The organism is Parabacteroides sp. HGS0025, assembly GCF_000969845.1.
Classification (GTDB): Bacteria; Bacteroidota; Bacteroidia; order Bacteroidales; family Tannerellaceae; genus Parabacteroides; species Parabacteroides gordonii.
Genome location: NZ_KQ033902.1, coordinates 2474945 through 2497211 on the forward strand (window position 1 = coordinate 2474945; position 22267 = coordinate 2497211).

The window sequence follows — 22267 nt, forward strand, 5'->3', positions numbered from 1 at the left end:
ATATGAAGAAAATAGTAACAAAAGGGTTGGCCGGTTTATGTATACTGGCTGTCCTGCCTTCCTGTAAGACAACCCGGCAAGATACACAGTCGACGGGACGTATGGAAAGAGTCCAGTCGGCTGCAGTAGAGAAGGTGCCGCCTACAGCTGCCTTGGTGCGCCGTGCGGAGATCCCTTTATTGCAGATCGATGCCCTGGCCGTTTACAGCGGGATGATCAGTTATCTGACACCGGAAGCGGAAACCTGTCCGGCAGAACAATTGGGTACTGAAAAACTGACGGCCTATATCGGTTTTCCGGCAGGGAGTGTCAAACTCGACCTGAAGTATGGCAACAACCGGGCCGAACTGGAAAAGCTGAAAGAACGCTTGTCGCAGTTGCAGGGAGCGGAAAACAGGGTACGGGCCGTCCGCCTGACAGGCTTTGCTTCGCCCGACGGTAGCACGAGTGAGAATGAGCGGCTGGCGGGTAACCGGGCTGTCGGTTTTAAGAATTATCTGCAAAAGTTACCGGAGTTGTCCAGCGGAGTATCGGTCACGATCGACTGGGTAGGCGAAGACTGGGAAGGTTTGCGCGAGCTGGTTGCGAAGTCGGGACGTAGTTATAGTGCGGAGGTATTGGCTGTACTGGATAAATACACCGATGCCGACAATCGGCGGAAGCAGTTGAAGGCGCTCGGCAAGGGGGCTATATATAAGGATATAGAGAAAAGCTTCTTTTCCCGTTTGCGTCGGATGGAGCTGGACGTCACCTATGAGACGACGGTTAGGGTTCCTGCCGGGTTGCCCCGACTGGAGGAACTGGCTGAAAAGGTGGTTGCCGATCCGGATAAGCTGACGCTCGAGGAGCTTCTACAGGTGGCAGTGTTGTATCGTCCGGGTACGGAACAATACCGTGAAGTATACGAACTGGCTGCTTACCGTTTCCCTTCCAGCCGGGAAGCCGTGCTGAATGCGGGAGCAGCCTCGCTTGCTTTGGGCGACCGGGAAGCAGCCGCTTATTTCCTGCGGCAGGTGGCCGACGATCCGCGTTCGTGGAATAACCTGGGGGTATTGGCCCTGATGGAGAACGAGCCGTCGGAAGCGATCTCCTGGTTTCGCAAGGCGATGCCGCAAAACCCGCGCCTGTCGCGTCATAATATTCGCATAGCGCAGGGATATTAATGGCCTACGGGCTTTTGTGCCGGACCGGTAAGGGCAAACCATTCCCTGACTGGCCCGGCATTTTATGTATAAGATAATAAAAGAACTGCTGGGTGAGAAACCTTCCGGCAGAAAGTTCCGGAAAAAAACGGAACGGATGGCTCCCGAAGAGAGGGCCTTTTATGTAAAAGCGGTCTATGATGCCGCTTTTTGTGATTGGGTGGAAATGACTGACGAGTACAGAACGTTTGTCCTGATCTTTGTATGTAGCGATTGGGCCCGGTCGGCCGACTATCTGCGTACTCATACAGTATTGGGAAAACTGGCTTTCCCTTTGCGTGAACCTCTGATGTTACGCAGGTTACTAACGTTGCTGGAAACGTATGAGAAGGATTTCGACTTTAATTCCATGCATCTGGCCTTTATCTGTTTTCTGGCTTTTGGTTTTGATGGGAATTTGCAGTATTTCTCCTGTAAGCTCCGGAACGACAGGGCTGACAGGGATGATATCGAGGATTTGGAAAACATGCGTAAGTGGGCGGAAAAGCGTAAGTGATGATTAATTGATGTTAAATAGGGGAGGAATCGATCTATCGCCTTTCAGGTATCTTCGGATGGCTTGTGGGGCTTATGGGATCGTTTTCTTCCCTTTTTGACTGTTCGTTCCCCCGTATTCGGATAGAAGCGGTTTTCCCGGATTTATATCTTTGACATGTGTTCGATATCGTACTCCTTTATTAATTTATTAAACATTAGTATTATGGCAATCAAGTTCAAAATGGTTTCGCGCAAGAATCTGGGGGACGACCAGGCGGAACATCCGGTAAAGCAGTATGCACAGATGGTTTGCGGTGATCTGGTGACTTTCGAGGAACTGATCGAAGAGGTAACCGACGGCTCGGGAGTGAGTAGCGCCAGCGTGAAAGCGGTGCTGGATCGTGTGAATGTGGTATCGATACGTCATTTGCGCAACGGACGGCGTGTCAATCTGGGGGAGTTGGGTAATCTCCGTTTCTCTTTTGGTTCCGATGGAGTAACCGATGCGAAGGATTTCGATGTAAGTATGATCCGCGAACCGCGTGTTTGCTTCTTCCCCGGTAAGGCGTTGCGTATCGCCAAGAGCCGGACTAACTTCGAGAAGGTGACAGTTTCTGAAGGCAAGAATGAAGGTGAAGGCGGTGGCGAGGATGACAGACCGGTGATCGAGTAATCCGATGAAACGGCTGACAATTCAATTGATTATGGCAATCCTGCTCACATTGAGCGGGATTGTCCTTCTCTTCTGCGGGTTCTGGATCGATCCGCAGGGACTGATCGATAACAGTGTGCTGGTGGCTTTCGGCGAGATCAGTACGTTTGCAGGAGCTCTTTTCGGGGTGGATTATACATATAAACTAAAAATCAATGACAATGGAAAGTAAAAGTAAAAAGATCTGGTTGAGTGAGCATTTCACATTGGAAGAACTTACCTATAGTCGTACTGCGGTAGAGCATGCAATCGACAATACACCGTCTCCCGAAGCAAGGGTGTCGTTGCAACATCTGACCGGTTGTTTGCTGGAACCCTTGCGGCAGTTGTATAAGAAGCCGATCGCCGTTTTGAGCGGTTACCGGAACAAAGAGGTAAACCGTCTGGTGGGTGGCGTATCTACGAGCCAGCATCTGAAGGGGGAGGCAGCCGATTGTTATACTCCCGAAGGCCCGGCGAAGCTGTTGGAACTGTTGTTACAGTCGGGTTTGCCTTTCGACCAGGCGATCCTGTATAAGCGCAGGAAGTTCCTTCATCTCTCGTTAAAGACTTCAGGAAAGAATCGTATGCAGGTTATTCTCTGTATGTTATGTGTTATCTTTTTGCTGGCAGGATGCGGAGCACGCCGTACGGTGGCAGGTACCTGTCTGGAAGAACGCAGGGATTCGGTACAGGTAAGCCGTCGGGATAGTTTGATCCGTGTCGCGAACCTGGAGATCACCGACAGCCTTTCGTGGGAGTTGGAGCAGGTTGTATATTTGCCGCCGGACAGTTCCGGCGTGCAATACCTGCAAAGCGTCACCACCGCCAAAGCTTCCCGCATCTGTTCCTGGACGGATTCACTGCTTGCCGTTACAGACAGCCATACGGAATATGAACGTCTTGCTACAGAAAACCTCACGGCTCAACACACCGCCCGGTCTTCGTCCCGGAGCCCTTTCCTGCTACTCGCCGGATTAGCCCTATTATTGCTGTTTTGTCTGTGGATTGTGTGTAAACTAAGGAAGGAAAAATAAGGGTTGTTCTAAAGAAAATGTTATCTTTGTGTATTGCTACATAAAACGGATAATATGAATACAGAACTCCAAAAACTGCCGATCGGAATACAAAGCTTCGAGGATTTGCGAAGCAAGGGGTATGCTTACGTAGACAAGACGGCTTTGATCTATGAAATGGTGACGAGGGGCAAACCTTATTTTTTGAGCCGTCCACGACGTTTCGGAAAGAGTTTGCTGATTTCGACACTGGAAGCTTATTTTCAGGGAAAGAAAGAGTTGTTTAGAGGGTTGGCTATCGAACAGCTCGAAAAGGACTGGTTTGAATATCCGGTGCTACATTTGGATTTGAATGCGGAGAAGTTCGTATCTCCAGAATCTCTGTCTTTTATATTAATCAGACATCTGAATATTTGGGAGGATAGATGGGGCAGAGATGAGAGAGAAAAGACGTTGGCTGACCGGTTTCAGGGTTTGATCCGTCGTGCTTACGAAAAGACCGGAAAGCAAGTCGTTGTTCTTATCGACGAGTATGATAAACCTTTGTTACAGGCTTTGGGAGACGATGTTTTGTTAGAAACTTTTCAGAGTACATTGAAAGGTTTTTACGGTGTATTGAAAAGTGCCGATCCTTATCTGCAATTCGTCCTGCTTACCGGTGTGACCAAATTTGCTCATGTGAGCGTGTTCAGTGATTTGAATCAATTGAATGATATCAGTATGGCGCGTCAATATGCCACTCTTTGCGGTTTGACAAAGGGTGAATTGACTGCTAATTTTACGAATGAGATAGCCAGTCTGGGAGATGCGAATGATCTTACTTTTGAAGAAACGATCGATACATTGATAAAGAAATATGACGGTTATCATTTTCATCCGGTGGCCGAAGGGGTCTTTAATCCTTTCAGTGTATTGAACGTATTGGTAAAACAGGATTTTAGTAATTATTGGTTTCAGACTGGGACTCCAACCTTCCTTATTCAGTTATTGAAAAAAAGTAACTATGATTTGCGAAGGATCATCGAAGGGGTGGAGTTGCGTGCTTCAGCTTTTTCGGAGTACAGAGTGGAGGCTAATAACCCGATCCCGGTGATTTATCAGAGTGGTTACCTGACGATAAAGGATTATGACAGGGAGTTTCAAAATTATACACTGGCTTTTCCGAATGAAGAGGTGGAATATGGTTTTTTGAATTTTATAGTGCCTTTCTATACACCGGTATCGGATGATGAAAGCGGTTTTTATATAGAACAGTTTATACGTGAGCTTCGTGCCGGAGAAACGGATGCGTTTCTAACCCGGCTTAAGGCTTTTTTTGCAGATTTCCCTTATGAACTGAATGATCGTACGGAACGACATTATCAGGTCGTTTTCTATCTGGTGTTTAAGCTGATGGGACAATTTTGCGATGCGGAGGTTCGTAGTGCCAGAGGCCGAGCCGATGCGGTAGTAAAGACGAAGGATTACATCTATGTATTTGAATTCAAACTGGATGGTAGTGCAGAAGATGCCATCCGGCAGATCGATGAAAAAGGGTATTTGATCCCTTATATTGCAGATGGTCGTACCCTTATAAAAGTAGGTGCTTCTTTTAGTGCGGAGGAACGGAATATTGCAGAATGGATAACGAAAGATTAATCATATAAATTAGATATAGTATGGAAACTCCCAAATACAAGACAATTATCAGTGTGCTGAATGCTTCCAGTGAAGGTTTTGAAGAATATCTGAAAATGAGTGAGCGGATCAGCTTGTTTGTGGCAACGGATGGGGCTAGTGAACCGGAAGGGATGATGGAGGAAGAATATATTGCGCAGTTTGCGGTATTACAGGAAAAGCTTTATAAGGAAGCGCTGGAAAAGAAGAATAACCTTTCGTGCTGACACGGAAGGTTATTGATCCGATGCCTGGTGCCGGATCAATCCAGCATCAGGTTCATATAAGCTTCCCGTTGGGGGTATCCCATTACGATCCGTGTGAAAGTCTGGATATCCTGCTCCTTTAATAACTTTTCCGATACCGGAGCATCCTTGTGCGTAGACAACCAGTGGTGCATCAACCGTTCCGTGTCGATCACGCGGGCCATACCCATCGGGTGTGTACCGGGAACGACCGGAGGTGTTTTGTAAACGGCTTTGCTTACGTTGTTTTGCAGGGTCGCTTCCTGGAGCAGCAGGTTTGCCACCCGGTCGTCGTCGTAAAGAAACTCCTTTATATACAGCTGTTGGTTTGCTTCCGGTATGCCGGAGGTATGGTCGGGGGGAAGTACGAAAGCCATTCCGACAGGCTGTTCCTGTTCGTCCAGGGCGGTGAGTAGTTGTCCGCCGGACAGTTGCAGGTCGCGCAGGATCGTGATAAGGTCGTCTTTGGTATGGAGCACGCAACAGGGGCGTTGACGCATGTGTTTATCGAAAAACTTGTACAGCAGATCCATCGAAGGGACTTCGGGAGGAACCACAGTCAGTTTCGGAGCCCATACCGGTTCTTCGGGGCGGATATAGGTTTCCTCGGAATAGTCGAAAGCCTCGGTGTAACCTTGTTCCCGGTAATAATCGAACAACCAGGGATCGGCCGGGATCAGAGCCGTTACGGCCACCGACCGGTATTTCATTTCCTCGTATGCATTCTGGATAAGCTGCCGCATCAGGCCTTTTCCCCGCATCGAAGGGAGGGTACATGCCCCTGAGATATAAGCTACGGATATTTCTGTCCCGTAGTATGTCATAGTATAAGGCAGCATCTGCAAAGCAGATACCACCTGTCCGTCCTTTTCGATGACCAGGGTATTCTCTTCCTTGTATACCCGGTCGAAATAGAGGCGTATAAATTCTTCCGTATCATTGAACGAGAGACGCCACAGATCGATTACTTGTTGCTTGTTCATCTTGTTTATTGTTTTGCGTTTTCTTTATCGCGGCGTTTTTCTCCAATAGTATGACCGGGTTATAGGAAAGTTTCGCTTTGCGTAGTCCGGGGATACCCAGGTCTTCCTCCCGGTTGACGTAGGTGAACTGTTCCGGCAGGCGGGAAGCGAATTCCTGGTTGATGACGGTGTAGGCTCCTTCATAGTCGACATCGGCCTTTTCCACATGCACTCCGAAGGTATCATGGTTGATCGGTGCACCGAATGTAAAGGCTATCACTTTGCCGTCGACGAGCAGGGCTCCGCCAATCAGTCCGAGTTCGTTGAAGTGATTGAGGGCATAGGTCATAGAAATACGTTCGTAGTTCAGATCTTCCGCATCGTCTTCCGTCCGGTTGGCTTTGTACCAGGTACATTCCAGCTTCAGACACTGGGGGATCAGTTCCGGGGTAATGGGGGAATATTCGTACTCATATCTCTTTTTGAAGTTATTGATATGGTTGCGTTTCGACTGGTACTTCTTGCCTTTCAGCAAGGCCAGGTCTTCACGCAGATAGATATAGTCGAAATAATCCCGTTCAGGGATATAAAAGAACCCGCCGGGTAATGCTTTTTCAAGCATCTCCTTGGCATCGTGGGTTACTCCCAGCATACATAACGGATGGCCGTGCTCGCGTGAGTCGGCTTCCAGCAGTTCCAATGCGTGCCGCAGGTCGCCTTCTCCGGCCGGGGTCATGTAAACCATCCTGCTTTTGTCTTCTATCAGGAAACGGATCAGCAAGAATCCGTCGACAACGGCAAACTCCGTGTCGTACAGGAAACGCCAGCTACAAATATTGGCAAACGAATAATCGCAATTGCGATAATTGTGAGGATAGGTAAAGGAGGTAATTGTCTCCTTATCCTCTATAGTAATTGGTTTAAAAGGAATCTTCATCATTTTTCTTTTTGTCGTGCAAATATAAAACTAATTAAGATGCACGAATGTTTAAAAAGGAAATAATAAAGGCAGCACAAACACCATAATTATTCCCATGATGACCTGAAGAGGAAGACCCACTTTCACATAATCCATGAACGTATATTTACCGGCCGACATCACAAGTGCATTCGGCGGAGTGGAGAATGGAGAAGCAAAACACATACTGGCTCCGACTGTTACTGCCAGCAGGAACGGGTAGGGACTTACCCCTATGGCGATGGCCGACTGTAAGGCGATCGGGGCGACTAGTACGGCTGTGGCCGTGTTGCTGATAAACATAGTCAGCAAAGAGGTCGTGAAATAGATACCCGCCATCAGGATGAGCGGCCCGTAGTTACCCAGTCCGCCTACCAGTTTTTCGGAGATGAGCGAGGAGGCTCCGGTCTTTTCCAACGCGAGCGACATCGGCAGCATGGCCGCAATCAGCACGATACTTTCCCAGTTGATCGTTTTGTAGGCGTCTTCCACATTCCGGAAACATCCTGTCAGCACCATCAGTATGGCGGCTATCAGTACGGCGGCTACGGGCGGAATGGGGATAAAGTCGAATACCATAGCGGCGATCATCAGGACCATGATACCGGCGGCAACAGGTGCTTTGTAGTCGAGAGTAACCTTGGAAGCTTCTTCGACCGGCTGGCCGAGCACTACCCATTGCGACTGCTTCTTGCTCATACGGGCGATGTCGTCCCAGTTCCCTTGTATCAGAAGGATATCTCCGGCATGCATCTTCACATCCTTTACATCAGACAGGATATATTCGTTTTTGCGTTCTATCCCCAGTATGTTGACTGAATATTTGTCGCGGAAACCGGAGTCTTTGACCGCTCTGTTGATCAGCTTGGAGTCGGGCATCAGCAGGACTTCGGCGATACCGATCTCGCGTACACTGAGTTTTTCCGCATCACCCGTAAATTCGGATACCTGCGACTCGGTAAGATCCAAGTGGTTCTCTTTTACGAATTTGTCTATATTTTCGAAGTCGCCGAATACATATAATATATCTTCTTCCAGTATCTCTGTATCGGGCCCGGCTAGTTTCTGGTCGACCGTTTTCATAAAGCGTCCCTGTGAGGAAGACTTGCGCCGGATCTCGAGGATGGTCAGATTATACAGGCTGGTGATGTTGAGCTCCTGGAGTTTCCTGTTACGTACCAATGAGTCTTTATGCACCCGTACCCGGTATAGATTGTCGGAAAGGCTGTATTTGGCTGCCAGTTCCTGGGGAGAGCGGCCTGAGGATGCATCGGTCTTCTTATTTTCATCTTTCTTGGTCAGGAACCATTTGCTCAATGGGATCAGGATGATGATGCCGACTGTGATACATACGATGCCGATGGGGGTGAAAGAGAAGAAGGAAAGGTCGTTGTATCCTGCATTCGACAATGCTTCCTGTACCACCAGGTTAGGAGGCGTACCGATCAGCGTGGCCATACCCCCCATACTGCTCGCAAAAGCAAGAGGCATTAGAAAACGGCTGGGGTTGATATTGGCGTTCATCGCCATGCTGACAACGATCGGCAGCATCAGGGCTACGGTTCCGGTATTGCTGACAAAGGCACCGATAAAAGCGGTGACCAGCATGATCAGTATAAACAATTTGATCTCGCTGGTGCCTGCCAGTTGTAATATTTTACTACCGATCATCTTGGCCAGACCTGTCTTGAAGATAGCGCCGCCCACAACGAACAGTCCCACCATCATGATGACGACAGAATTGGAAAAACCGGAGAGCGCTTCCGCCGGAGTCAGGATGTTGAATACCATTAATAAGACCAGCGCACAAAGAGCAACGAGGTCTGAACGTACTTTCCCATTCACAAAGAATACGGCGGAAAGTGCGAGAATAATAAGAGTTGTTATCATAAAATGTTCTTAAGATGGTTTTAACTAAAGATAAAATCCCACTGTATAATAAACTAACAATGACGTTTGTATGTTTACCCGATACTTAATTTATACGCTAAAAATAGTAATTAAAAAATGAAAACAGAAAGAATATTACCTGTTGATCTTTACAATACGGTATCGACGCCTGAGCTAACGCTTGAAAGTTCGCTGAAGATCCTATATGTAAAAGATGGTGAAAATTACCAGTTGCTTCCGTTGGAGTCGGGGACACTGGCCGTGATCTGTACCGGAGGTGCTTTTAACTGCCATGCCTTGCATCAGGTATATGATGTAACGGCCGGACAACTCCTTCTTGTGGCCAGTGACGATGTGACTGAGGTGAAACCTTTCCAGTCGACCGGTTTTTCCGGAATAATCGTCTATGTCTCCGAAGAGTTGCTTATCAACCGGCAACGCCTTGTGTACCGTGATATCCCTTCCAACGAAATTGAAGAGACGAGAACCTACCTGCACCTGGTCGAGTCGCAGATCGAGCAGATGAAGGAGATGCGTGCCAAGGTGGTCGAGTCGTTGCTGCGGGCTTTGATCATAAACCTGCAGCAGGGAAAAGCAGTCGCCGAAGTGCCTAAAACAGAAAATTCGCTCTTTTTCCAACAATTTGCGACATTAATTAGCCGATATCACCATTCTCCTGCGTACTTTTACGCAGAAAAGTTAGGGATCAATTCGCAGGAGCTGAATATCCGGTGTAAACAAGGGGCCGGAATATCAGCAGCCGAATGGATCAGTGAGTTTGTATTGCTGGAAGCAAAAGACCTGTTGTCGAAGACCCGCCTGCGTCCTTCGCAGATAGCTACGATGCTGGGGTTTGCCAACCACGATACCTTCTCCCGCTGGTTCCGCAGGAATACGGGTGAGATCCCTACCGAATGGAGGTAATAATATATAATGTATAGGAATACCATGAATTTATCATTTGAAAACAGCAAGATCAAAGGGAAAGTAGTTTTAACGGATTCGCTGGATGCTAACCCGGCTTTATTGAAAGACAAAACATTGTATAAGTTTATATGGGTGGTTTCCGGTCAGCTCGAACTGGATGTCGACCATCAGGCGGTGGTACTGAATGCCGGGCAGCTGCTCACTTTATCGCACCTGCATCACCTGGAGTTCGTGCGGGTGGACGGATCGTATTTTGCCCTGATGTTCAACAGTAATTTCTATTGTATCTATGGCAATGACCATGAAGTTTCGTGCAACGGGTTGTTGTTCCACGGATCATCGCATGTGGTCGTATTCGACTTGTCGGATCAGGAACGGCGGAAGATTGAGACGCTGACAGGGATCATGCGTGAAGAATTCGAGAGCCGCGACCATCTGCAGGATGAAATGCTCCGTGTATTGCTGAAACGCTTTATTATATTATGTACGCGAGTGGCGGAGAACCGGCAGGGGGTAAGGAAAGAAAACGGGATGCAGTTTGAGACGATCCGCAAGTTCTATGTCCTGGTCGATACCCATTTCAAGGAGAAAAAGCAGGTGCAGGAGTATGCCGATATGCTCAACAAGTCGCCTAAGACACTCGCTAACTTACTGTCTACGTATCAACAGCCGTCTGCTATCCGTGTCATCCACAATCGTGTGCAGGCGGAAGCGGAGCGTTTGTTGCTTTACACTTCGAAAAGTTCCAAAGAGATCGCTTTGTTGTTGGGGTTTGAAGACCAGGCGACGTTCAGCCGCTTCTTCAAAAATGCAACAGGATTGAGTACTACCGAATACCGGAAGAAGAACAAAAATCAGGGAGAAGAGACCCAAATAGACAAATTGCCAACTCTATAGGGAAAATTATCATCGCCTTAACTCAACGTATTCTCTACTTTTGTACCGTTAGCTTTTACTTTCTAAGGAGAGGAGGTTAACAATTAATTGTCGGTTATTACAAAAAATTCCGAACAATTAGGTTAAAACGAATGTTCTGTTAATAACAAAGTCAAAAGAGGAGAAATGTAAGATGAAGAAGTATGATGCGATAATCATTGGTTTTGGGAAAGCCGGCAAGACACTTGCCGCAGAGTTGGGATCAAGGGGATGGAATGTGGCCATCATTGAACGTTCTGCCGGAATGTACGGCGGCACCTGTATCAATATAGGTTGTATCCCTACAAAGAAGCTGGTACACATGTCGAAAGTGATTTCGTACAGAAAACCATCGTCTTTTGAACAATATGCGGAAGAATACCGTAAAGCGATTGCTGAAAAGCGGGAGCTGACAGCCCTTTTGCGTAAAAAGAATTTCGATAATCTCGATTCGAAAGATACGGTTACGGTTTATACCGGTGTTGCCTCTTTCCGTTCTCCTCATCAGATAGAAGTAAAAGCGGGAGGCGAAGCCCTGCTGCTGGAAAGTGAAAAGATATTTATCAATACGGGTGCCACAACTATCCTTCCTTCCATCAAAGGGTTGGAGGGAAATCCTTTCGTATATACCAGCACCTCTATTATGGAACTGGACAAGTTACCACGCCGGCTCGTTATCGTAGGCGGCGGTTATATCGGCCTGGAGTTCGCTTCGATGTTTGCCGGTTTCGGTTCGGAAGTGACCATACTGGAAGGCGGGGACAAGTTCATTGCCCGTGAAGACCGGGATATCGCCGAAGCCGTAAAAGCCGTTCTCGAAAAGAAAGGAATCACCATCCATCTGAATGCCCAGGTTCAGTCTATTGAACACAACGGGGCGGAAGCTGTTATAATATATAAAGAGAATAAAGAAGGACTGGATAAGCAGATATCTGCCGAAGCCGTGCTGCTGGCCACCGGGCGTAAACCGAATACGGAAGGCTTGAATACAGAAGCAGCCGGAATACAACTCTCCAACCGGGGAGCCATCCTGGTAGACGAACATCTTCGTACGAACGTGCCCGGTATCTGGGCAATGGGCGATGTAACCGGCGGCCTTCAGTTCACTTATATTTCTCTGGATGACTATCGTGTGATAAAGGATGAACTGTTCGGAAAAGGAACACGTACGAAAGACGACCGCCTGGGTGTGGCTTATTCCGTATTTATCGACCCGCCGTTGTCGCGCATCGGTATGGGAGAGGAGGAAGCCCTTAACTCGGGAAGGAAAGTCAGTATTGCCCGTATTCCGGCTGCTGCATTTCCACGCACACGGACATTCGATCAGACAGACGGCCTGCTGAAAGCCATTGTAGATACGGAAACAGGAGAAATACTGGGGTGTACTTTGTTCTGTGCAGAGTCTACGGAAGTCATCAACCTCGTGTCGCTGGCGATACGGGCAGGAAAAGATTATACATTTTTGCGGGATAGTATTTATACTCACCCGTCGATGAGCGAATCGCTGAACGATTTGTTCGCATTGATAAAACAATAAAAACAAAATATAAAATAGAAAGAACATGAAAAAAGCAGATATCGGACTGATCGGGCTTGCCGTAATGGGCGAGAACCTGGCTCTGAATATGGAAAGCAAAGGTTTTACCGTTGCTGTATATAACCGCAACTTTCCCGGTGAGGAAGGTGTGGTGGATCGTTTTGTGAATGGCCGCGGTAAAGGGAAGAACTTCATCGCTACACATTCGATCGAAGAACTGACGGATGCCGTAAAGCGTCCGCGTATCATCATGATGATGATCAAAGCCGGTGCGCCGGTAGACGAGATGATCGAACAATTATTGCCCCACATGTCGCCGGGCGATGTAATCATCGACGGGGGTAACTCCGATTTCCACGATACGGAACGCCGTGTGAAGGAAGTGGAAGCAAAAGGCTTGTACTTCGTAGGTTCAGGTATCTCAGGCGGTGAAGAAGGCGCACTTCACGGGCCTTCCGTTATGCCGGGCGGTTCTCCCGAAGCATGGCCGATCGTAAAGGATATCCTGCAGGGTATCGCTGCGAAGCTGGACGACGGTACGCCTTGCTGCCAGTGGATCGGACGGGGAGGAGCCGGACATTTCGTGAAGATGGTTCATAACGGTATCGAGTACGGGGATATGCAATTGATCTCCGAAGCCTATTCGTTGCTGAAAAACCGTAAAGGATTGGACGACGATGAAATGTCGGTTGTCTTTGAAGAATGGAATAAAGGCGAACTGGACAGTTTCCTGATCGAGATTACGAAGAATATTCTCCGTTTCCGCGATGAAGACGGTAAGCCGTTGCTGGATAAGATACTCGATGTGGCCGGACAAAAGGGAACCGGAAAGTGGAGCGCGATTGCCGCTATGGACGAAAGCGACCCGCTGACGCTGGTTACCGAAGCTGTTTATGCCCGTCTGTTGTCAGCCCTTTATGCCGAACGTGAGAAAGCAGCCGGCCTGTATCCCGAACCGGTCGAACTGGGAGAGAACCTGTTCGTGGAGGAGATACGCCAGGCGTTGTATGCTTCCAAACTGATTTCGTATGCCCAGGGATTCTCCCTGATACGCCGTGCATCCGAACATTACGGCTGGGAGCTGGATTACGGAACGATCGCCCAGATATGGCGTAAAGGATGTATTATCCGCTCCGTCTTCCTTCAGAAGATAACGGAAGCCTACCGCAAGAACCCGAAGCTGGAAAACCTGCTGTTCGACGACTTCTTCCGCACCAAGATACAAAATGCTTTACCCTCCTGGCGCAAGACTGTTTCGGAAGGTGCCCTGAGCGGTGTCGCCTTACCGGCCATGAGCTCTGCCCTGAGTTATTTCGACGGACTGCGTACCCTGCATTCGGCAGCCAATCTGATCCAGGCACAGCGTGATTACTTCGGAGCCCATACCTATGAAAGGACAGACCGCGAACGTGGCATCTTCTTCCATACCAACTGGACGGGCGAAGGCGGTAACACGGTATCCGGAACTTATAATGTTTAACAAGTGGAGGACGTGAGGATGAACAGACCAAATGATCAGCTACTTGTTATTTTCGGGGCATCGGGCGACCTGACAGGGCGCAAGTTGCTTCCGGCACTTTTTGAATTGTATGTCAGCAAGATGTTACCCGAACATTTTGCCATTCTGGGTGCTGCGCGCACCGCGTTTACGGATGAAGAGTTCCGTGCCGAACAACGTAAACATATACTGGAAGCACGGGGAAATAAGGAAACAAACAGTGAAGATCTGGATAACTTCTTCCGGATACTTTTCTACCTGGCATTCGATTCAACCAACACCGCGGAATATGTAAAACTGAAAGACCGTATCCGTCTTTTGCAACAGCAGGAAAATCTTCCCGACAAGGTGATCTATTATCTTGCGACTCCGCCGTTGATGTACGAGTTGATCCCGAAGTATCTTCAGGAGAACGGTATGAATGTGGCTGCGTCGGAAGACGGATGGCGCCGGGTAATCGTGGAGAAGCCTTTCGGTACGAGCCTGGATACGGCGCAGAACCTGAATCAGCATCTGTGCCGTATCTTCGATGAGAAAGAGATTTACCGTATCGACCATTATCTGGGAAAGGAGACGGTGCAGAACATCCTGGTACTCCGTTTCTCGAACGGCATATTCGAACCTCTCTGGAACCGCAACTATGTCGACTCGATCGAGATCAGTGCCTCAGAGACGCTGGGTGTGGAGAATCGCGGCAAGTATTACGACGGTGCCGGCGCTTTGCGCGACATGATACAGAATCACCTGATGCAGTTGATGGCTTTTGCTGCGATGGAGTCGCCTTCCGTGTTCGATCCGGAACCGATCCGTGACGAGATCGTGAAGGTGTTCCGCTCGATCCGTCCTTATACGATCCGCGAAATGAACGAGTGGGTGGTACGGGGACAGTACGACGGTTATCGCGAGGAGAAGAATGTGGCTCCCGACTCGAATACGGAGACTTACGTAGGTATGAAGTTCTTTATCGATAACTGGAGGTGGAGCGGCGTACCGTTCTACTTCTTCACCGGGAAGAAACTGCCGGAGAAGTCGTCGGAGATCGTTATCCATTTTAAATCGACCCCGCACCAGTTGTTTGCCGGACAGTGTTCGGGAAGCTCCTGTAATAAGCTGGTGATCCGTATCCAACCGGACGAAAGCATCACCTTGCGTTTCGGGCTGAAGATGCCGGGAGCCGGATTTACGGTGAAGCAGGTCGGAATGGAGTTCCGTTACGACTCGCTTTCAAAGACTCATTTGCCGGATGCCTACGAACGGTTGCTGCTGGATGCCATGCTGGGCGATTCGACCCTGTATGCCCGTAGCGACGCTTTGGAAGCCAGCTGGCGTTTTATCGATCCGATCCTGCATCATTGGAAAGAAGAAGGATCGAAGCGGCTGTACTTCTATGAACCCGGACAGAACGGGCCGATAGAGAGAATGAACCTGGGCGCCGATTCGATGGGAGCTCCCTGCGATTCGTGCGGCTAAAAAATGAAGCGTATGAAAATAGAGAATTATAAAGACAACAAAGAAGCTCTCCGGGCATTGACCAGTCAGTTGATGACTTATATGGCCCGGAAGGAAGACCAAAAGCCGTTCAACCTCGCCCTTTCCGGCGGGGAAACGGCTAAGAAGATGTTCGCCCTTTGGGTGGATGAATACAGAGATAAGATCGATTGGGATAGTCTGCGTTTCTTCTGGGTAGACGAACGTTGTGTGGCCCCGACCGATCCGGATAGTAATTTCGGACATGCGAACAAATTGCTGTTCGAACCTCTGCAGATACCCCAGGATCATATCCATCGTATTCACGGTGAGGTGGAGCCAGGTACGGAGGCCATGCGTTATTCGCGTATTGTAAAGGAATATCTGCCCCGCCACGGCCAGTTCCCTTATTTCGATTGTATCATTCTGGGAATAGGAGGGGATTCGCATACGGCCTCTATCTTTCCCGATAATCTTCCGTTGCTGACGGACAGCCGCAATTATGCCGTTTCGCAGCATCCGGAAACCGGGCAGTTCCGTATCACGATGACCGGCCCGATCATACTGAACGGTTCTCCGCTGCTTGTACCGGTATTAGGTGCGGGTAAGGGGCCGGCAATCGAGGAGTTGAAACAGGGCTATTCGGCAGTGAATGCCACGCCGGCGGCCTATATTTTATCTCATGCGGTAGACTCGATCGTTTATACGACGCTCTAGTCTTCCCGTTGACGGCATCCGTCACCCCCCGTTGACGATGGTCATCACCTCCCGTTGACGGTAATCGTCACCCCTCGTTGACGGCCCCCGTCAATTACGGGGAATAATTCCCGGCTGGGGACAACAATTTCCTTGCCAGCTTTGTTAAACTAAAGTATTAACTAATTAAAATCAATGGTTATGACAAAGATAATGAAAACATTGTGGGACGAAAGTTCCGAGCTGACAGATGAAGGAATGTCTGTCGACAATTCTATAACCGGGAATACGTATACAGCCGACGATATCAAGGACGTAACAGAAACTATCGAAGGCGGTAACCAGGAAGCCGACGACTTCAACGAAAAAGACGATGTCGTATAAGATTTAATTCCGGAAGAGATCACGAATAAGAGCCTGTATTCTTTTACCAAACGCATGTACCCCTTTTTTACACACGCATGTACCCCTTTTCAGGAAGACTATAGCTCTGATCTTTTCCGGATTATTTTTCCCCTTTCCGTTTAAATGCTGATAGGTACACTTCACCTCCCATTCCGTCAGCTTCAGTATTTTATTATATGTAATCACTTTCCGTCTGGCTAGCTTTGTAATATTATTTTAAATTACAAAGTGATGTTTAAAGCAATTGTACATTTTTCGATCCACAAAAAGTTGTTCGTCGGGCTTACGACGCTGTTTCTGCTGATCGGTGGAATTTATGCAATGTTGACGCTTCCTATCGATGCCGTACCGGACATAACCAACAACCAGGTACAGATCGTGACTGTTTCGCCGACCCTTGCCCCGCAGGAAGTAGAACAACTGATTACTTTTCCCATAGAAATTGCCATGAGCAATATAATGAATGTAGAAGAGATACGCTCCGTATCCCGTTTCGGGCTGTCGCTCGTAACGGTCGTATTCAAGGAGAGCGTACCTACATTGGATGCCCGGCAGTTGATCAACGAACAGATACAAACCGTGTCCGGTGAAATCCCGCCAGAGCTGGGAACGCCGGAGCTGATGCCTATAACCACCGGGCTGGGGGAGATCTACCAATATGTATTGAAAGTGGCTCCGGGTTATGAAGATAAATACGATGCGATGGAGTTGCGTACTATCCAGGACTGGATCGTTAAACGGCAGCTTTCCGGTATTCCGGGGATTGTAGAGATCAATAGTTTCGGCGGTTATCTGAAGCAGTATGAAGTGGCGGTCGACCCTGACGCTTTGTATTCGTTGAATATTACTATCAGTGATGTGTATGCCGCCCTCAACAGCAACAACCAGAACACAGGCGGCAGCTATATCGAAAAGGTGAACCGGGCCTATTATATCCGTTCCGAAGGGATGATCAGCGATACAAAAGATATCGAACGTATCGTGATAACCAACCGGGGAGGCATCCCTATCCATATCAGTGATGTCGGGACAGTCCGTTTCGGAGCGCCGAAGCGTTTTGGTGCCATGACGAAAGACGGTGAGGGCGAATGTGTGGGCGGTATCGCCATGATGCTGAAAGGCGCCAATGCCAACCTGGTGACGAAAGAGTTGGAAGCGCGTGTCGATAAGGTACAGAAGATGCTTCCCGAAGGTGTCAGCGTAGAGCCTTACCTGAACCGCTCGGAGTTGGTGAACCGCAATATCTCGACGGTTGTACGGAACCTGATAGAGGGTGCCCTGATCGTCTTCTTCGTCTTGATTATCTTTCTGGGAAATATTCGCGCCGGGCTGATCGTGGCTTCCGTTATTCCGCTGGCGATGCTGTTCGGTTTTATCATGATGCGTATATTCGGCGTGTCGGCCAACCTGATGAGCTTGGGGGCTATCGACTTCGGTATCGTTGTGGACGGCTCGATTGTGATCGTGGAAGGGATCCTGGCACATATTTATACCCGGCGGCTTGCCGGACGGACACTGTCGAAAGTCGAGATGGACAAGGAAGTGGAAGCCGGGGCAAGCGGTGTGGTGCGAAGTGCCACGTTTGCGGTGCTGATCATCCTGATCGTCTTTTTCCCGATCCTTACGTTGACCGGCATCGAAGGAAAATACTTTACACCGATGGCAAAGACCCTTGTCTTTTGTATTATCGGCGCGTTGATCCTTTCGCTCACCTATGTGCCGATGATGGCTTCTTTATTCCTGAAACGGACTATTTCATCCAAACCTACTTTTGCCGATCGTTTCTTTGAGAAACTGAACCGGGTATATAAAAGCAGCCTGCGTTTCTGCCTGCATCATATCTGGGCGACGATCGGTTCTGCCTTTGCTTTGCTGGCGGCTTCCTTGTTGTTGTTTACCCGTTTGGGTGCCGAGTTTATCCCGACCCTGGATGAAGGGGACTTTGCCATGCAGATGACGCTTCCGGCGGGAAGTTCGCTGACCCGCAGCATCGAATTGTCCGGCGAGGCACAAAAGACATTGATGGATCAGTTCCCCGAGATTAAACACGTGGTTGCCAAGATAGGAACGGCGGAAGTGCCTACCGATCCGATGGCAGTGGAAGATGCCGATATAATGATCATCATGAAGCCTTTCAAGGAATGGACTTCCGCGTCGAGCCGTGCCGAGATGGTGGAGAAGATGAAGGCGGCTCTTGAACCGATCGAGGGTGCCGAGTTTAATTTCAGCCAGCCGATCCAGTTGCGTTTCAACGAACTGATGACGGGTGCCAAAGCGGATATAGCCATCAAACTGTATGGTGAAGACATGGAAGAACTCTATGCGAAAGCGAAAGAAGCGTCCGCCTTTGTTGAGAAAGTATCCGGGGCGGCCGACGTGATCGTGGAACAGGCAATGGGACTTCCGCAGCTGGTGGTTAAATACGATCGCGCCAAGATTGCCCGCTACGGGATGAATATAGAGGAACTGAATACGATTGTCCGCACGGCTTATGCCGGTGAAGCTGCCGGCGTGATTTTTGAGAATGAACGCCGCTTCGATCTGGTGCTCCGTCTCGATAAGGATAAAGTGTCTGACCTGAATCTGGATAAACTGTTTATCCGTACGGCGGAAGGCATCCAGATCCCGGTGAGCGAAGTGGCGAACATCGAACTGGTGAACGGGCCGCTCCAGATTAACCGGGATGCCACCAAACGCCGTATTGTGATCGGGGTGAATGTGCGCGATGCGGATATTCAGCAGGTCGTTTCCGACATTCAGGATACATTGGATAAGAATATCAAGCTGAAGCCCGGCTATTATTTTGAATACGGCGGCCAGTTCGAGAACCTGCAGAATGCCATTAATACCTTGCTGATCGTTATTCCGGTGGCTTTGGCACTGATCCTTTTGTTGTTGTTCTTTGCTTTCAAGAGCGTGACTTATACGCTGGTGGTCTTTTCAACCGTCCCCTTGTCGCTTATCGGCGGTATCGCGGCGCTTTGGCTGCGCGGTTTGCCTTTCAGCATTTCGGCCGGGGTGGGATTTATTGCCTTGTTCGGCGTGGCGGTACTGAATGGTATCCTGATGATCAATCACTTTAATGACCTGCGTAAACGAAATAAATATTATATGTGTACGAACCGTATTATAGCTAAAGGCTGTCCGCACCTGTTGCGTCCGGTCTTTTTGACGGGGCTGGTCGCTTCCTTGGGATTTGTGCCGATGGCGATTGCCCGGTCGGCCGGAGCTGAAGTGCAGCGTCCGCTGGCGACGGTGGTGATTGGGGGACTGATTGTTTCTACCGTCCTTACCTTATTGATTATCCCGGTCTTTTACCGGCTGGTAAATTCATTCCCGTTCTTATGGAAGAAGATCTGGAAAGGGAGAGGAGTAAAGGCGTTGCCGATGATCCTGGGGCTTGCTCTTCTGGCTTCCCCGGCTTGGGCTCAGAATGATGTAACTGGTCGGGCAGCTATGGTTTCGCTAGATGAAGCGTTGTCTGTCGCCCTGCAGAATCACCCGCGTCTGAAAACGGCATCTGCTGCCATCGACCGTTCACGTACTGCCCGTGGCGAATCGTGGGAGTTGGCTCCGACATCGGTCAGCTATTCATGGGGACAGATCAATGGCGAGACGCGTAACGATAATCAGATCGAAGTGACCCAGTCGCTGGGTTCTTTGCTCACTCCGTTCTATAAGAATACGCTTGTCGGCAAACAGATCGCAACCGGCGAATACTATCGGGATATGGTGAAAAAGGAAATCATCGCCGAAGTGAAGCGTGCCTGGGCTTATTATCAATATGCAGCCAATCTCCGTTCCCTTTACCGCGAACAGAACGAGCTGGCTGCGCGTCTGCAACAAGCCGGTCAACTCCGTTACGAACAGGGCGATATCACCTTGCTGGAACGGAATATGGCAACCACGCTCGCCGCAGATCTGCGTACCCGCCTGATGCAGTCGGAAGAAGAGTTGCAGCTGGCTGCACGCCGGTTTACTTGGGCTTGTTATGCCGACCGGCCGATCGTCCCCGCTGACAGTACGCTGGCTTTGTTCCCAGCAGAAACCGGAACTGCTGTGCTGTCGGATGCGCATGTCGGATATTTCCAAAGTACGGCAGACGAAAAGAAAGCGATGCTCAACGTGGAGCGCAGCCGTTTCTTTCCGGAGCTGTCGGTCGGTTATATCCGCCAGAAAATAGCGCCGCTTAGCGGACTGAACTCCTGGATGGTCGGCGTTTCGTTTCCGATCCTGTTCTTCCCGCAGCAAAGTCGTACGCGGCAGGCACGGATAGATGCTTATATCGCCCGTACGGAAGCGGAAGCAAGTACGCGCCAGCTAAGCAATAAGGTTGACGAACTGCAGGCAATGCTTCGCCAGCAAGGTGAAAGTATCCGCTATTACACGACGGGAGCTTTGCCGGAAGCCGATGCTTTGTTAAAGAGTGCGCAGATACAATTCCGCGAGAGTGAAACGGATATTATGCAGTTTGTGCAGAGCCTGAACAGTGCGCGGGAGATAAAAAGAGGATATATTGAATCTGTTTACAATTACAATATCTCCGCGCTGGAACTGGAATTGTATACGCGATAGAAATATTCCGCCCGACAATGCTTCCGGAAGATTATCGGCGTTGTCCGGCCTGGCGACAGTGCTTACGGAAAATTATTGGCGTTGTCCAGCCTGGCGACAGTGCTTACGGAAAATTATCAGCGCTGTCCAGCCCGAGGACAGTACTTACAGAAAATTATTGGCGCTGTCCAACCCGGGGACAGTGCTTACAGAGAATTATTGGCATTGTCCCCGGAAATACCGAATAAAAAGAATTTATAATAAAAACGATACGATGAAAAGAATATTTATTCCCATTGCTGCCCTGTTGTTGGCAGCCTGTAGCGCGACTACGGAAAAAGAACAACCACAAGAGATTTCAAAGCCGGAGGTCGAACCGGTAGTTGCTGCAGCCGACTCGCTTCAGGTGGATGCCGTCACCTCTGCAACCGCTATGCCGAATCATTCTTCCTTTAATGGGAAAATGATCGTTCCCCCTCAGCGTCATGCCACTGTTACGCTGACAATGGGAGGAACCGTACATGCAACATCTCTGCTGCCGGGTGACTATGTGCGGAAAGGTACTGTCCTGGCAACGTTGGAGAACCCTGATTTTATCACTCTCCAGCAAAATTATCTCGAAGCGCATGCACAAGCGGAATATCTGGAAGCCGAATTCCATCGGCAGGAGCGTTTAAGTTCGCAGGAAGCTGCTTCCCAGAAACGTTTTCAGCAGAGTAAGGCAGATTATCTGTCGATGAAAAGCCGCCTGGAAGCCGCTGCCGCCCAGTTGACGATCCTCGGTGTCGATCCCGCTGATCTGTTGAAAAGCGGTATCCGTCCTTATCTCGAAGTGAAATCTCCGCTGAATGGATATGTGGCCGGAATGACAATCAATCTGGGTAAATATCTCAATGCCGGCGAACCGGTCTGTGATGTGATCGACAAAGGGGAAACCCTGCTCTGCCTGACCGCTTACGAAAAAGACCTGGATGACCTGACCCCCGGAAGCCGCATCCAGTTCCGCGTAAACGGTATGGGTAAACAAACCTTTGATGCCACCCTGCTCTCCATCGGACAGGAAGTGGACGCCGTCAACCGCTCTCTTGAAATATATGCACGGGTAAAAGGAAATAACGAACGTTTTCGTCCTGGCATGTATGTTACGGCACGCGTAGAAAAGAAATAAGTA

19 protein-coding genes are annotated in these 22267 nt (G+C 49.2%); 16 read left to right on the forward strand and 3 right to left on the reverse strand.

The genetic code is table 11. The annotated features are described in order from the left end of the window. Positions 1 to 2: 2 nt before the first annotated feature. The 7 genes from HMPREF1212_RS09610 (at position 3) to HMPREF1212_RS09640 (ending at position 5269) form a co-directional block, all read left to right on the forward strand. Positions 3 to 1163 carry an OmpA family protein gene (locus HMPREF1212_RS09610; protein WP_046149216.1) on the forward strand — a complete coding sequence of 387 codons (1161 nt, stop codon included), beginning with the start codon at positions 3 to 5 and terminating at the stop codon, positions 1161 to 1163. Between the two features lie 64 nt (positions 1164 to 1227). Beyond that, entirely contained in the window at positions 1228 to 1698 is a 471-nt protein-coding gene (locus tag HMPREF1212_RS09615) for a hypothetical protein (RefSeq protein WP_046149217.1), read from the forward strand. 204 nt (positions 1699 to 1902) lie between these two features. Then, positions 1903 to 2352: an HU family DNA-binding protein gene (locus tag HMPREF1212_RS09620; protein WP_046149218.1), complete on the forward strand. Its 450-nt coding sequence runs from the start codon at positions 1903 to 1905 to the stop codon at positions 2350 to 2352. A gap of 4 nt (positions 2353 to 2356) precedes the next feature. Beyond that, positions 2357 to 2563, forward strand: coding sequence for a hypothetical protein (locus HMPREF1212_RS09625; protein WP_028729074.1), 207 nt, complete (start codon positions 2357 to 2359; stop codon positions 2561 to 2563). Then, positions 2553 to 3407, forward strand: a complete 855-nt coding sequence (locus HMPREF1212_RS26650; RefSeq protein ID WP_082099865.1) for a D-Ala-D-Ala carboxypeptidase family metallohydrolase — start codon at positions 2553 to 2555, stop codon at positions 3405 to 3407. The genes HMPREF1212_RS09625 and HMPREF1212_RS26650 overlap by 11 nt, the downstream gene beginning before the upstream one ends. Positions 3408 to 3461: 54 nt before the next feature. Continuing rightward, positions 3462 to 5024, forward strand: coding sequence for an ATP-binding protein (locus HMPREF1212_RS09635; RefSeq protein WP_046150320.1), 1563 nt, complete (start codon positions 3462 to 3464; stop codon positions 5022 to 5024). Positions 5025 to 5044: 20 nt separating this feature from the next. Then, entirely contained in the window at positions 5045 to 5269 is a 225-nt protein-coding gene (locus tag HMPREF1212_RS09640; RefSeq protein ID WP_046149219.1) for a hypothetical protein, read from the forward strand. 35 nt (positions 5270 to 5304) lie between these two features. Here HMPREF1212_RS09640 and HMPREF1212_RS09645 read toward each other — a convergent pair whose 3' ends face one another. From HMPREF1212_RS09645 to HMPREF1212_RS09655, 3 genes are read right to left on the reverse strand one after another with little or no spacing between them, the layout of a single operon-like run. Next, positions 5305 to 6270: a GNAT family N-acetyltransferase gene (locus HMPREF1212_RS09645; RefSeq protein ID WP_046149220.1), complete on the reverse strand. Its 966-nt coding sequence runs from the start codon at positions 6268 to 6270 to the stop codon at positions 5305 to 5307. Further along, positions 6224 to 7186: a DUF2156 domain-containing protein gene (locus tag HMPREF1212_RS09650; protein ID WP_046150321.1), complete on the reverse strand. Its 963-nt coding sequence runs from the start codon at positions 7184 to 7186 to the stop codon at positions 6224 to 6226. The genes HMPREF1212_RS09645 and HMPREF1212_RS09650 overlap by 47 nt, the downstream gene beginning before the upstream one ends. A 51-nt stretch (positions 7187 to 7237) precedes the next feature. Further along, the gene (locus HMPREF1212_RS09655; protein ID WP_046149221.1) at positions 7238 to 9097 is read right to left on the reverse strand and encodes an SLC13 family permease; all 1860 of its coding nucleotides are present in this window, start codon (positions 9095 to 9097) and stop codon (positions 7238 to 7240) included. Positions 9098 to 9214: 117 nt separating this feature from the next. Here HMPREF1212_RS09655 and HMPREF1212_RS09660 point away from each other — a divergent pair, with 117 nt between their 5' ends. The 9 genes from HMPREF1212_RS09660 (at position 9215) to HMPREF1212_RS09705 (ending at position 22264) form a co-directional block, all read left to right on the forward strand. Beyond that, positions 9215 to 10021 (forward strand): helix-turn-helix domain-containing protein, encoded by an 807-nt coding sequence (locus tag HMPREF1212_RS09660; protein WP_028729080.1) that lies wholly within the window; start codon positions 9215 to 9217, stop codon positions 10019 to 10021. 24 nt (positions 10022 to 10045) lie between these two features. Further along, positions 10046 to 10921 (forward strand): helix-turn-helix domain-containing protein, encoded by an 876-nt coding sequence (locus HMPREF1212_RS09665; protein WP_028729081.1) that lies wholly within the window; start codon positions 10046 to 10048, stop codon positions 10919 to 10921. A gap of 172 nt (positions 10922 to 11093) precedes the next feature. Beyond that, positions 11094 to 12476 carry an FAD-dependent oxidoreductase gene (locus HMPREF1212_RS09670; protein ID WP_046149222.1) on the forward strand — a complete coding sequence of 461 codons (1383 nt, stop codon included), beginning with the start codon at positions 11094 to 11096 and terminating at the stop codon, positions 12474 to 12476. A 25-nt stretch (positions 12477 to 12501) separates the two neighbouring features. Beyond that, on the forward strand, positions 12502 to 13956 hold the full coding sequence (gene gnd / locus HMPREF1212_RS09675) for a decarboxylating NADP(+)-dependent phosphogluconate dehydrogenase (protein ID WP_028729083.1): 1455 nt from the start codon (positions 12502 to 12504) through the stop codon (positions 13954 to 13956). An 18-nt stretch (positions 13957 to 13974) separates the two neighbouring features. Next, entirely contained in the window at positions 13975 to 15444 is a 1470-nt protein-coding gene (gene zwf / locus HMPREF1212_RS09680; protein ID WP_046149223.1) for a glucose-6-phosphate dehydrogenase, read from the forward strand. A gap of 12 nt (positions 15445 to 15456) precedes the next feature. Further along, positions 15457 to 16158 carry a 6-phosphogluconolactonase gene (pgl, locus tag HMPREF1212_RS09685; RefSeq protein ID WP_046149224.1) on the forward strand — a complete coding sequence of 234 codons (702 nt, stop codon included), beginning with the start codon at positions 15457 to 15459 and terminating at the stop codon, positions 16156 to 16158. 180 nt (positions 16159 to 16338) lie between these two features. Further along, a complete protein-coding gene (locus HMPREF1212_RS09690) occupies positions 16339 to 16521 on the forward strand; it encodes a hypothetical protein (protein ID WP_028729086.1) in 183 nt (60 codons plus the stop codon). A gap of 252 nt (positions 16522 to 16773) precedes the next feature. Then, positions 16774 to 21117, forward strand: coding sequence for a CusA/CzcA family heavy metal efflux RND transporter (locus HMPREF1212_RS09700; protein WP_046149225.1), 4344 nt, complete (start codon positions 16774 to 16776; stop codon positions 21115 to 21117). Positions 21118 to 21370: 253 nt separating this feature from the next. Next, entirely contained in the window at positions 21371 to 22264 is an 894-nt protein-coding gene (locus HMPREF1212_RS09705) for an efflux RND transporter periplasmic adaptor subunit (protein WP_028729089.1), read from the forward strand. Positions 22265 to 22267: the final 3 nt, after the last annotated feature.

Excerpts from the sequence above, each read along its gene's own strand:
- HMPREF1212_RS09610 (WP_046149216.1), top strand. The coding sequence starts at position 3 with ATGAAGAAAATAGTAACAAAAGGGTTGGCCGGTTTATGTATACTGGCT.
- HMPREF1212_RS09615 (WP_046149217.1), top strand. The coding sequence starts at position 1,228 with ATGTATAAGATAATAAAAGAACTGCTGGGTGAGAAACCTTCCGGCAGA.
- HMPREF1212_RS09620 (WP_046149218.1), top strand. The coding sequence starts at position 1,903 with ATGGCAATCAAGTTCAAAATGGTTTCGCGCAAGAATCTGGGGGACGAC.
- HMPREF1212_RS09625 (WP_028729074.1), top strand. The coding sequence starts at position 2,357 with ATGAAACGGCTGACAATTCAATTGATTATGGCAATCCTGCTCACATTG.
- HMPREF1212_RS26650 (WP_082099865.1), top strand. The coding sequence starts at position 2,553 with ATGGAAAGTAAAAGTAAAAAGATCTGGTTGAGTGAGCATTTCACATTG.
- HMPREF1212_RS09635 (WP_046150320.1), top strand. The coding sequence starts at position 3,462 with ATGAATACAGAACTCCAAAAACTGCCGATCGGAATACAAAGCTTCGAG.
- HMPREF1212_RS09640 (WP_046149219.1), top strand. The coding sequence starts at position 5,045 with ATGGAAACTCCCAAATACAAGACAATTATCAGTGTGCTGAATGCTTCC.
- HMPREF1212_RS09645 (WP_046149220.1), bottom strand. The coding sequence starts at position 6,270 with ATGAACAAGCAACAAGTAATCGATCTGTGGCGTCTCTCGTTCAATGAT.
- HMPREF1212_RS09650 (WP_046150321.1), bottom strand. The coding sequence starts at position 7,186 with ATGAAGATTCCTTTTAAACCAATTACTATAGAGGATAAGGAGACAATT.
- HMPREF1212_RS09655 (WP_046149221.1), bottom strand. The coding sequence starts at position 9,097 with ATGATAACAACTCTTATTATTCTCGCACTTTCCGCCGTATTCTTTGTG.
- HMPREF1212_RS09660 (WP_028729080.1), top strand. The coding sequence starts at position 9,215 with ATGAAAACAGAAAGAATATTACCTGTTGATCTTTACAATACGGTATCG.
- HMPREF1212_RS09665 (WP_028729081.1), top strand. The coding sequence starts at position 10,046 with ATGAATTTATCATTTGAAAACAGCAAGATCAAAGGGAAAGTAGTTTTA.
- HMPREF1212_RS09670 (WP_046149222.1), top strand. The coding sequence starts at position 11,094 with ATGAAGAAGTATGATGCGATAATCATTGGTTTTGGGAAAGCCGGCAAG.
- gnd (WP_028729083.1), top strand. The coding sequence starts at position 12,502 with ATGAAAAAAGCAGATATCGGACTGATCGGGCTTGCCGTAATGGGCGAG.
- zwf (WP_046149223.1), top strand. The coding sequence starts at position 13,975 with ATGAACAGACCAAATGATCAGCTACTTGTTATTTTCGGGGCATCGGGC.
- pgl (WP_046149224.1), top strand. The coding sequence starts at position 15,457 with ATGAAAATAGAGAATTATAAAGACAACAAAGAAGCTCTCCGGGCATTG.
- HMPREF1212_RS09690 (WP_028729086.1), top strand. The coding sequence starts at position 16,339 with ATGACAAAGATAATGAAAACATTGTGGGACGAAAGTTCCGAGCTGACA.
- HMPREF1212_RS09700 (WP_046149225.1), top strand. The coding sequence starts at position 16,774 with ATGTTTAAAGCAATTGTACATTTTTCGATCCACAAAAAGTTGTTCGTC.
- HMPREF1212_RS09705 (WP_028729089.1), top strand. The coding sequence starts at position 21,371 with ATGAAAAGAATATTTATTCCCATTGCTGCCCTGTTGTTGGCAGCCTGT.